Annotated in this window: 9 protein-coding genes; 5 read left to right on the top strand and 4 right to left on the bottom strand. The window is 76.9% G+C overall.

Annotated elements, in window-relative coordinates; genetic code table 11:
* Positions 1-53: 53 nt before the first annotated feature.
* Complete coding sequence (locus tag DMP15_RS12245; protein WP_073574250.1) at positions 54-1,475, bottom strand: aspartate aminotransferase family protein; 1,422 nt, start codon at positions 1,473-1,475, stop codon at positions 54-56.
* A gap of 115 nt (positions 1,476-1,590) precedes the next feature.
* Between DMP15_RS12245 and DMP15_RS12240 the strand changes: the two genes are divergently transcribed.
* Positions 1,591-3,081 carry a PucR family transcriptional regulator gene (locus DMP15_RS12240; protein WP_337825913.1) on the top strand — a complete coding sequence of 497 codons (1,491 nt, stop codon included), beginning with the start codon at positions 1,591-1,593 and terminating at the stop codon, positions 3,079-3,081.
* Between the two features lie 9 nt (positions 3,082-3,090).
* On the opposite strand, the gene DMP15_RS12235 is transcribed toward DMP15_RS12240, so the two are convergent.
* Complete coding sequence (locus tag DMP15_RS12235; RefSeq protein ID WP_179762353.1) at positions 3,091-3,960, bottom strand: SAM-dependent methyltransferase; 870 nt, start codon at positions 3,958-3,960, stop codon at positions 3,091-3,093.
* 109 nt (positions 3,961-4,069) lie between these two features.
* On the opposite strand from DMP15_RS12235, the gene DMP15_RS12230 reads away from it, so the two are divergent.
* Positions 4,070-4,639 (top strand): hypothetical protein, encoded by a 570-nt coding sequence (locus DMP15_RS12230; protein WP_337825912.1) that lies wholly within the window; start codon positions 4,070-4,072, stop codon positions 4,637-4,639.
* Here the strand turns inward: DMP15_RS12230 and DMP15_RS12225 are convergent.
* Positions 4,552-5,661 carry a glycosyltransferase family 4 protein gene (locus DMP15_RS12225; RefSeq protein ID WP_337825911.1) on the bottom strand — a complete coding sequence of 370 codons (1,110 nt, stop codon included), beginning with the start codon at positions 5,659-5,661 and terminating at the stop codon, positions 4,552-4,554. The genes DMP15_RS12230 and DMP15_RS12225 overlap by 88 nt on opposite strands.
* A 186-nt stretch (positions 5,662-5,847) precedes the next feature.
* Between DMP15_RS12225 and DMP15_RS12220 the strand changes: the two genes are divergently transcribed.
* Positions 5,848-6,270 carry an ATP-binding protein gene (locus DMP15_RS12220; protein ID WP_073574254.1) on the top strand — a complete coding sequence of 141 codons (423 nt, stop codon included), beginning with the start codon at positions 5,848-5,850 and terminating at the stop codon, positions 6,268-6,270.
* 131 nt (positions 6,271-6,401) lie between these two features.
* Here the strand turns inward: DMP15_RS12220 and DMP15_RS12215 are convergent, their stop codons facing one another.
* Entirely contained in the window at positions 6,402-7,325 is a 924-nt protein-coding gene (locus DMP15_RS12215; protein ID WP_073574255.1) for a methylenetetrahydrofolate reductase, read from the bottom strand.
* 189 nt (positions 7,326-7,514) lie between these two features.
* Between DMP15_RS12215 and DMP15_RS12210 the strand changes: the two genes are divergently transcribed.
* Both DMP15_RS12210 and crtI read left to right on the top strand, forming a co-directional pair.
* Positions 7,515-8,615, top strand: a complete 1,101-nt coding sequence (locus DMP15_RS12210) for a polyprenyl synthetase family protein (protein WP_161152512.1) — start codon at positions 7,515-7,517, stop codon at positions 8,613-8,615.
* 5 nt (positions 8,616-8,620) lie between these two features.
* Entirely contained in the window at positions 8,621-10,180 is a 1,560-nt protein-coding gene (gene crtI / locus DMP15_RS12205; protein ID WP_337826693.1) for a phytoene desaturase family protein, read from the top strand.
* Positions 10,181-10,217: the final 37 nt, after the last annotated feature.

The raw sequence follows: 10,217 nt of genomic DNA, 5'->3' as shown, positions 1-10,217 counted from the left end.
ACCTAGTTACCCGCCGGTTGGGCAACAACCCGACGCGGCGGTCGCCCGCCAACTCACACGATCTTGTCCGCCTCGGCGAGCACCCCCCGCAGGATCTGCTCCATCTCGTCGAACTCGCGCTGTCCCGCGATCAGCGGCGGCGCCAGCTGGATCACGACGTCGCCGCGGTCGTCGGGGCGGCAGTACAGGCCCGCCTCGAACAGCGCCCCGGGGAGGAACCCGCGCACCAGCCGCTCCCGCTCCTGCGGACCGAAGGTCTCCCTGGTGTCGCGGTCCCGCACGAGCTCGATCGCCCAGAAGTAGCCGTCGCCGCGGACGTCGCCGACGATCGGCAGGTCACGGAGCCGGTCGAGGGTCGCGCCGAACGCGTCGGCGTGGGACAGGACGTTGCCGTAGAGGTCCTCGCGCTCCATGAGGTCGAGGTTCGCGAGCGCGACGGCGGCCGAGACCGGGTGCCCGCCCCAGGTGTAGCCGTGCGGGAACGTGACGCCGGGGGCGAGGAACGGCTCGATCACCTTCTCCGAGGCGATCATCGCGCCCAGCGGCCCGTAGCCCGAGGTCATGCCCTTCGCGCAGGTGATGATGTCCGGGGTGAACCCGAACTTCGCGCTGGCGAACGGGACGCCGTGGCGGCCGAAGCCGGTGATCACCTCGTCGGCGACGAGCAGCACGTCGTGCCGGTCGCAGATCTCGCGGACCCGGGCGAAGTACGACGGCGGCGCGGTCAGGCAGCCGCCGGAGTTCTGCACCGGCTCGAGCACGACCGCGGCGACGGTGTCCGCGCCCTCGAACGCGATGGCCTCCTCGATCCGGTCGGCGGCCCAGCGGCCCAGGGCCTCGGCGTCGCCGTCGAACTCGGGGTGGCGGTAGAGGTTGGTGTTGGGTACGCGGAACCCGCCGGGCGCCAGCGGCTCGAAGTCCTTCTTCATCGCGGGCAGCCCGGTCACGGCCATCGCCCCGTGGGTGGTGCCGTGGTACGCCGTCGCCCGGGAGATCACCTTGTGCTTGAGCGGGCGGCCGCGGAGCTTGAAGTACTGCTTGGCCACCTTCCAGGCGCTCTCGACGGCCTCGCCGCCGCCGGAGGTGAAGAAGACCCGGTTCAGGTCGCCGGGGGCGAGATGGGCCAGGCGCTCGGCGAGCTCGGCCGCGGGCGGGGTCGTGTAGCCCCAGACCGGGAAGAACGCCAGCTCCGACGCCTGCTTCGCGGCGACCTCGGCCAGCTCGCGCCGCCCGTGCCCGGCCTGCACGACGAACAGGCCGGCGAGGCCGTCGAGGATGCGGCGGCCGCGGTCGTCCCACAGGTGCACGCCGTCGCCGCGGGTGATGACGGGGATCGGGGCGGCGCCGTCCCGGCCGTGCATCCGGGCGAAGTGCATCCAGAGATGCCGCCCGGCGGCGTCGGCGTGCGGCGAGAGGGCGGGCGCGTCCGGGGTGGCTCCGGCCTCGGTCCGGGTCGTGTTCTCGACGGCGGTCACGTGGGGCTCCCTCGGTAGCGGCGCGGTACGCCTCCGATCGTCGGCGCCGCGGCGGCCCCGGTCAGGGATACGATCCGTATCGTCCTCGACCGCGCGGCGGACGGAGTGGATCCCTATGCACCCGACCATCGCCGACGTGCTGGCCCGTCCGGAGGTCCGGGCCGGGGCACCCGCCGTCCGGGCCGGGCGGGCGGCGCTGGGCACCCCGGTGCGCTGGGTGCACGTCAGCGAGGTCGCCGACCCGGCCGGGACGCTGCCGCCGGGGGTGCTGGTGCTCTCGGTCGGGGTGCCGGTGGCCGACCCCACCACCGTCCCCGCCCGCTACGTCGACGCGCTGCGGGCCGCCGGGGCGGTCGGGCTGGTCGTGGAGATCGGCCGGCAGCTGCCGTCGCTGCCCGCCGGTCTGGTGCAGGCCGCCCGGGCGGCCGGGTTCCCGCTGGTGGAGCTGCGGCGCACGGTGCGCTTCGCCGAGATCGTCGCCGGTGTGCTGGGGCAGGTCGCCCGCCGCGACGACGACCCGGGGCCGCCGGGCGTCGAGGCCGCGTTCCGGACGCTCGCCCTGCACCGGGTGCCGCCGGGGCGCGTGGTCGGCGAGCTGGCCCGCCGGATCGACGCGCCCGTGGTGTGCGAGGACCTCGCGCACCGGGTGCTGCTCACCGCGGGCGGTCCGGACCTGCGGGACTGGGCGGCGCGCTCGCGGCTGGCCGGGCCCGCCGGGCCGGAGGGCTGGGCGACCGCTCCGGTCGGGCGGCCCGGCGCGCGGTGGGGGCGGCTGACGGTGCCGTCGCGGCCGACGCCGGGCACCGCCGAGCGGGTGCGCGCACTGCTCGACGCCGCCGCGGACGCGGTGTCGCTGCTCGACCCGTCGCCCGAGGGCCTGCTGCGGTCCGCCCGCGACGCGCTGGTGGCCGACCTGGCCGTCGCGGTGCCGTCCGACGCCGGACGGCTGGCGGTGCGGGCCCGCGCCGCCGGGCTGGACACCGCGGGTCCGCTGTCGGTGGTGGCGCTGCGCCCGGCCGGAGACGACGACCCCGGGCGGGCCGTCGACCCGGAGCAGGCCGTGGACGCGGCGCTCGCCGTCGTCGCACCGGGGGCGACGGTGGTCTCGCCCGCACCCGGGGAGCTGGTCGTGCTCGTGCCCGGCGACGGCCGCCCGCTGCTCGCCGCGCTGCCCGCCACGGTGGCCGCGGCGACGGCCGGGCCCGGCCCGTTCGCCGCCGTGGCGGACCTGCTGCGCCGGGCCCGCGAGGACGCGGCCGCGCACGCCGCGACCGGCGGCCGCGGCCCCGTCCGGGTGCCCGCGCTGCGCGGGCTGGTGCACCGCCTCGGCGACGACCCGGCCCTGCTCGGCTTCGCGGCGGACGTGCTCGGCCCGGTGACGGCGCTGCCCGCCGCCGGACGCGCCGACGCCCGGGACACGCTGTGGGCCCTGGTCGGGGCGGGCGGGGTCGTCGCCGACGTCGCCCGCAGGCTCGGGGTGGGCCGCCCCGCCGCCTACGCCCGGCTGCGCCGCCTCTCCGGCCTGCTGGGCCTCGACCTCACCGACCCCGAGGTGCGGACCGCGCTGCACATGGCCCTGCTGGTCGACGCCCGTGCCGCCCGCTGAGCCCGCCGTTCAGGGCCGGTCGGCCCACAGCAGCGTCGCCGAGCCGAGGGTGTCGGTGACCGTGTCGTGCAGCGGCCGCCCGTAGCCCGCGGCGACCTCGCGGACCGGGCGGGCGGTGACCGTCCAGCCGTGGCGGCGCAGCCAGTCGTCGCAGGACTCGGCCCGGGGCTCGGCGAAGAACAGCTCGCGGACGTCGGTGGTGTGCAGCATCTCCTGGGCCGCCTCGCGGAACGACGGATCGTCCGCGATCCGCTCCACCTGGTCGCCGAAGTGCTCGACGGCGATCCGGCTGCCCGGCACCGACAGCGCGTGCACCCGCTCGAAGAGGAGTTGCTCGGCGTCGGCGGGCAGGTAGGGCAGCAGGCCTTCGGCCAGCCAGGCGGTCGGCCGGTCCGGGGCGAAGCCGGCTGCGGTGAGCGCGGCGGGCCAGTCGTGGCGCAGGTCGACCGGCACGGTGACCCGGCGCGCGGTCGGCGTGATCCCCGCTTCGGCGACGACCCCGTCCTTGAAGTCCAGCACCTTCTGCTGGTCGATCTCGAACACCGTGGTCCCGGCGGGCCACGGCAGGCGCAGGGCCCGCGCGTCGAGGCCCGCGGCGAGCAGCACGACCTGGGTCGTCCCTGCGCCGGTCAGGGCCTCGTCGAAGAACCGGGAGCGCACGCCCTGGTAGCCGGCCTGCACGACCCACGGGTCGGCGGCGTCGCCCGGGTCCCGCGGCACCGCCGACAGCGTCCCGGCCGCGTCGACGAACCGCTGGGCGTACGGGTCGTCGACCAGCCGGTCGGCGCGGCGGGTCTCCAGCGCCCGCCCCGCGGCGACGGCCAGGGCGGTGGCGCCCACGCTGCTGGTGATGTCCCACTGATCGTCGGCTGTGCGCATGACGATCACGCTAGGAGCAGACGGTTAGCGTTGCTCATCAGTCACGCGGATGATCACTCGCACGGCGCAGGCGGTACCGGACACCGGGTCCCATACCGACCCTGCGTGTGTGAGCCGTAACACCGCGTGGATCGGCGGCGAGGGGGGCCACATGGACCTCCGCCGGGTCACCGGCTACCTCGCGCACACCCTGCTCGCGCTGCACTGGCTGTGGGTGCTCACGCGCACCGCCTCGGTGCTGCGACGCGGCTGCCGCGACCGGCCACTGCGCCTGCGGCTGACGCTGCTCCGGACCGCCGCGCTCGGCTGGACCGCACTGTTCGTCGCGACCGTGCACTTCTGGGCGACGTCGTGGTGGCACGTGGTCGTGGCGCTGCCGGTCGCGCTCGCGGGCGGGGCCGGGCTGCAGCGGGTGTACCGCCGCCTGGTCGCCCCGCCCCGGCACCGCGTCGCGCTGTCCCGGCGGGTCCGCCGCACCGGGCACTTCCCGGTCATCCGCCGGCCCGGGGTACCCGGGCCGCACCGGCATGCGGCCGTCGAGGCCGCACCGCGCGCGGTCCGGGACCTCCGCGACCTGGCGTGGCCACCGGGTCAGCCCGCGGCGCCGACCGGCGTGCGGTCCTCGGGGTCGTCCTCCTCGGCGGGCTCGGCGGCCGGCGCACCGACCAGCTCGCCGTAGACGACGGTCAGGGCCTCGGCGATCCGCGCCCGGTCGAACCGCGACACCGCACGGTCCCGGCCCGCGATCCCGAACCCGGCGCGCAGGGCGTCGTCGCCGAGCACGCCGCGCAGCGCGACCGCCAGCTCGGCGGGCCGGGCCGGGCGGACCAGCACCCCGGTCACCCCCTCGACGACGACGTCGCGCAGCCCGCCCACGCTCGTCGCCACGACCGCCCGCGCGCAGGCCATCGCCTGCAGGACCGGCCCGACCCCGACGTCGCGCTCCGGTGCGGCGACCACGACGTCGGCCGAGCGCAGCAGCCGCGGCATCAGGCCGCCCTCGACCGGCCCGAGGAACCGGACGCGCCCGGCGACGCCGGCCTCGCGGGCGATGGCGAACAGGCGCGCGCGGTCGGGGTCCGGGTCCGCCGCGCCGCCGGCGACGAGCAGCTCGGCGGTGCGGATCCGGGACATCGCCCGGATCACCGTGTCCATCCCGGCGCCGTCGGCCAGCGAGCCGACCGCGAGCAGCCGCGGCCGGTCGTCCCGGCGCAGCGCCGGCCCGTCGGGGGCGAACGCGTCGGTGTCGACGGCGGCGGGCACCGTCCGCAGCACCGCCCGCGGCACCCCACGGCGCAGCAGGGCGGTGTGCTGCTCCTCGCTGGAGGCCAGCACGCGGGCGGCCCCCTGCGACGACCCGGTACGGGCCGCGGGGATCGTGGCCGGGCCCTGGCAGTCGGCCGGATAGACCTGCACGACCGGCACCCCGGTCGCGACGGCGGCGGCCCCGGCGCGCGGTCCGATGGCGTGCACCACCTGGGGCGGGTCGTCGGACCACGCCGCGGCCAGTGCGGTGTCCTGCCCGGGTTCCCACGGCTGCACGCGCAGCGTGCCGCCGTCGGCCGGGGCGGTCAGGTCGGGGTCGTCGGGGACGTCGGTGAACACCCGGACCGTGTGACCGGCGGCGGCCAGCGAGGCGGCGGTGATCCCCGCGCCGCACGTTCGCGGGACCTCGGGGGTACGGATGACGGCGATGCGCAAGCGGAGCCTCCACGTCGTGCTCGCGGCTGCGGGCACGCGCAGTTGGCTCTACGCGTCGGACCCGTGACCGTACCCGCTCCGGTCCGCCCCCGGGTGGGCGACCGCGGGGGTGTGCGAGGCGGGCACATCGGGTAACCGGGTCGCGTCGGGCGGGCCGGCCCGGCAGGACGGGGAGGGGGCGGGCCCGTGACCGCACAGTCCTGGATCCTCAGGGTGGAGCCCGACGCGGCCGCGTGCCGCACGGCCCGGCACGAGCTGACGCGGTTCCTGACCCCGTTGGTGGACGACGTGACCGTCGGCGACGCGACGCTGGTGCTGCACGAACTGGTGGCGAACGGTGTCGACCACGCGCACACCCCGATGCTGGTGACCGCACGGGTGCGCGACGGCGCGGTACGACTGCGCGTGCGCGACGGTTCGGTCGTGCGCGGACGCGAGCAGCCCTACGACCCCACCGCGACCCGCGGACGCGGGCTGCAGATCGTCGGCCGGCTCTCGCAGCGCTGGGGGGTGCGCCGGCACCACGGCGGCAAGACGACCTGGGCCGACGTCGGGCCGGTCGGCGCCCGCCCGGCCCCGGACCTGCACCTGGTGCGCCCGGCCTCCTGACCACCCGCCCGTCCGGCGGGCCGGAGCCACCGGGCCGGGGCGGGCGGTCCCGGCCGGGGACCGGGTGGCCGGACCCGGTTCACCGGGGTGGGCTCACCGCGACGGGCCGATGCGGGCCCCGCCGCGGACGGTCAGGCCGGCGTGGAGAGCCGGGTGCCCTCGTGGCGCGGCGCCAGCCCGAGACGCTCGACCAGCTCGGTCGTCGCCGTCGACCGGTTGAGACAGTAGAAGTGGATCCCGGGGACACCCTCGGCGAGCAGCCGCTCGCACAGCTCGCCGGTGACCTCCATGCCCGCGGCGCGGAACGCCGCCGTGTCACCGGAGTAGGGCGCGAGCCGCTCGACGAGCGCCGCCGGCAGCGGCGAGCCCGACAGCTCGGGCCCCTTGTGGAAGGTCTTCTCCGAGGTCAGCGGCATGATGCCGGGGATGATCGGCTGGTCGAACCCGGCGGCGGCGACCCGGTCGCGCAGCCGCAGGAAACCGTCGGGCTCCAGGAACAGCTGGGTCACGGCGAACTCCGCGCCCGCCCGGAACTTCCCGACGAGCCGCTCGGTGTCGGTCTCGAGCTCGGCCGAGCGCGGGTGGCCGTAGGGGAACGCGGCGACGCCCACGCAGAACGGGCCGGACCGCTTGATCAGCGCGACGAGCTGGTCGGCGTACTCGAGCCCGTCGGGGTGGGCGACCCACTCGCCGAGCGGGTCGCCGGGCGGGTCCCCGCGCAGCGCCATGATGTTGCGGACGCCCGCGGCGGCCAGCGACCCGATCACGTGGCGCAGCTCGTCGGTCGAGTGCGAGACGGCGGTCAGGTGCGCCATCGAGCACAGCGTCGTGTCGGTGGCGATCCGCTCCACCGTGCGGACGGTGCGGTCGCGGCTGGAGCCGCCCGCGCCGTAGGTCACCGACACGTAGGCCGGGTCGAGCACCTCCAGGCGGCGGATGGCGCGCCACAGTTCCGCCTCGCCCCGATCGTCCTTGGGGGGAAAGAACTCCACCGCGAAGAAGGGGCGGTCGACGTTGATCCGTTCGGTCACCGTGGATGCGAAGGTCGTCGTCACCCCGACGACCTTACGGTGCGCACCGCCGTTCGGTCGTCCACCGACCGGCGTGCACCGTCTGCGCACCGCCATGACGTGCACCACGACGGCATCGGCGGGCCGGGTCCCGGGTGCACCGATAGCCTGGTCGTCGTGGCCGACCCCGTCTCCCCCGTGTCCGCACCGTCCGGTCCGTCCGGATCCCCGGGCCTGTCCACCGCAGGTCCGGCTCCGCTCGACGACGCGCTGCCCCAGCACGTGGAACGGGTGCTGGCCGGGTACCTGGACCGCCGCCGCACCGAGGTGCTGGGCATCGACCCGGTCGTCGCGGCGGCCGCCGACGCGCTGGCCGGGTTCGTGCTGCGCGGCGGCAAACGGCTGCGGCCCACCTTCGCCTGGTGGGGCTGGCGTGGCGCGGGCGGCGACCCGGCCGACCCGCACGCCCAGGGCGTGCTGAGCGCGATCGCCGCGCTGGAGCTGATCCAGGCATGCGCCCTGGTCCACGACGACCTGATGGACGCCTCCTCCACCCGCCGCGGCCGGCCCACGGTGCACGTGGAGTTCGCCCGGATGCACGCGGCGAACGGCTGGTCCGGACCGCCGGCGCGGTTCGGCGCCGCCGTCGCGATCCTCGTCGGGGACCTGGCCCAGGTGTGGGCCGACGACATGTTCCACGCCGCCGCGCTCCCCGAGGGCGCCCACACCCGCGCCGCCGAGCCGTGGCGGGCGATGCGCACCGAGGTGCTGTCCGGCCAGTACCTCGACGTGCTGGCCCAGGCCTCCGGGGACACCGCCGAGTCGACCGCACTGACCATCGACCGGTTCAAGACCGCCGCCTACACCGTGGAGCGGCCGCTGCACCTGGGCGCGGCGATCGCCGGGGCCGACCCGCGGGTCGTCGCGGCCTACCGGCGCTACGGCGCCGACATCGGCGTCGCCTTCCAGCTGCGCGACGACCTGCTGGGCGTGTTCGGCGACCCGCGGGTCACCGGCAAGCCCGCCGGGGACGACCTGCGTGAGGGCAAGCGGACCCTACTGGTCGCCGCGGCCCTGCAGCGCGCCGAGCAGCGCGGGGACCGGGCCGCGGCCGACGTCGTCCTCTCCGCGCTCGGCGACCCCGACCTGGACGCCGCGAGCCTGGAACGGGCCCGCTCCGCGCTGTCGGAGCTGGGCGCGGTCCAGTCGGTGGAGCAGCGGATCGCCGCGCTCACCGGCGCCGCGCTCGACGCGCTCGACTCCGCACCGGTCGCCGAACCGGGCCGCTCGCACCTGTTCGAGCTGGCCGAGCGCGCGACCCGGCGGGCCTGGTGAGCGGGGTGCGGCGGATCGAGGGGCACACCGACCACGTCGTCGTCGTGGGGGCGGGGCTGGCCGGGCTGTCGACAGCACTGCACCTGCTCGGCGCGGGCCGCCGCGTCACGATCGTCGAGCGGGAGAGCTTCCCCGGCGGGCGCGCCGGGCGGCTCGACGTGACCGACGACCACGGCACCTACGCCCTGGACACCGGCCCCACCGTGCTGACCATGCCGGAGCTGCTGGACTCCGCGTTCGCCGCCGTCGGCGAGACGACCGCGGACCGGCTCGACCTGGTCCGCCTCGACCCGGCCTACCGGGCCGAGTTCGCCGACGGCTCGGCGATCGCGGTACACACCGACGCCGCCGCGATGGAGCACGAGATCCGCGAGCAGTGCGGCCCGGACTCCGCGGCCGGGTACCGGCGGCTGCGCCACTGGCTCACCGACCTCTACCGCGCCGAGATGGACAACTTCATCGGCGCGAACATGGACTCGCCGCTGTCGCTGCTCGGCCCCGACCTGGCCCGGCTCGCCGCCCTCGGCGGCTTCGGGCGGCTCGGGAAGCGGATCGACCGCTTCCTGCCCGACGAGCGGCTGCGCCGGGTGTTCTCCTTCCAGGCGCTCTACGCCGGTGTCTCCCCGCGCGACGCGCTCGGCGCCTACGGCGTGATCGCCTACATGGACACCGTCGCGGGCGTCTACTTCCCGCGCGGCGGCATGCGGATGATGGGCACCGCACTGGCCGGCGCCGCCGCCGACGCGGGAGCCGAGATCCACTACGGCCGCACCGTCACCGGCCTGGACCGCTCCGGGGACCGGGTCACCGCGGTCCGGCACACCGGTCCCGACGGCGCCGACGAGTCGCTGACCCCGTGCGACGCGGTCGTGCTCACCCCGGAGCTGCCCGCGGCCTACGCCCTGCTCGGCGGCGCACCGCGGCGTCCGATCGGGCTGCGCTGGTCGCCCAGCGCCGTCGTCGTGCACGCCGGGATGCCCACGCCCGCCCCCGGCACCGCGCAGCACCACCACACGATCTCCTTCGGCGGCTCCTGGGCGGGCACCTTCCGCGAGATCATCGACGAGGGACGGCTGATGTCCGACCCGTCGCTGCTGGTCACCCGGCCCGGGCTGACCGACCCGTCGCTGCAGCCCGGCGGGCGCGAGGTCATGAGCGTGCTCGCCCCGTGTCCGAACACCGCGGTGGCGCCCGGCATCGACTGGGACCGGGTCGGCCCGGCGTACGCCGAGGAGCTGTTCGGTGTGCTCGCCGACCGCGGGCTGGTGGACCCCTCCGCGCGGCCGAGCTGGACCCGGATGTGGACCCCGCAGGACTGGGCGGCCGCCGGGATGGCCGCGGGCACGCCGTTCTCGGCGTCGCACACGCTGGCCCAGACCGGCCCGTTCCGGCCGCGCAACCTGGTCCGCGGTACGGCGAACGCGGTGCTCGCCGGGTGCGGCACGACCCCGGGCGTCGGGATCCCCCCGGTCCTGATCTCCGGGCGGCTGGCGGCCGAGCGGATCACCGGTCCGCGCCCGGCCGAGCACGCCGGGCGCGGGGCCGCCGCGCGCACGGGGCACTGACACGGGGCACTGAGGGCGGGTGCCGGGGGGCGTGGAA

It is taken from the genome of Pseudonocardia sp. UM4_GMWB1, assembly GCF_017312155.1.
Lineage (GTDB): Bacteria > Actinomycetota > Actinomycetes > Mycobacteriales > Pseudonocardiaceae > Pseudonocardia > Pseudonocardia alni.
The sequence above is the reverse complement of the archived record's forward strand: the minus strand, read 5'-3'. Positions and strand labels throughout refer to the sequence as shown.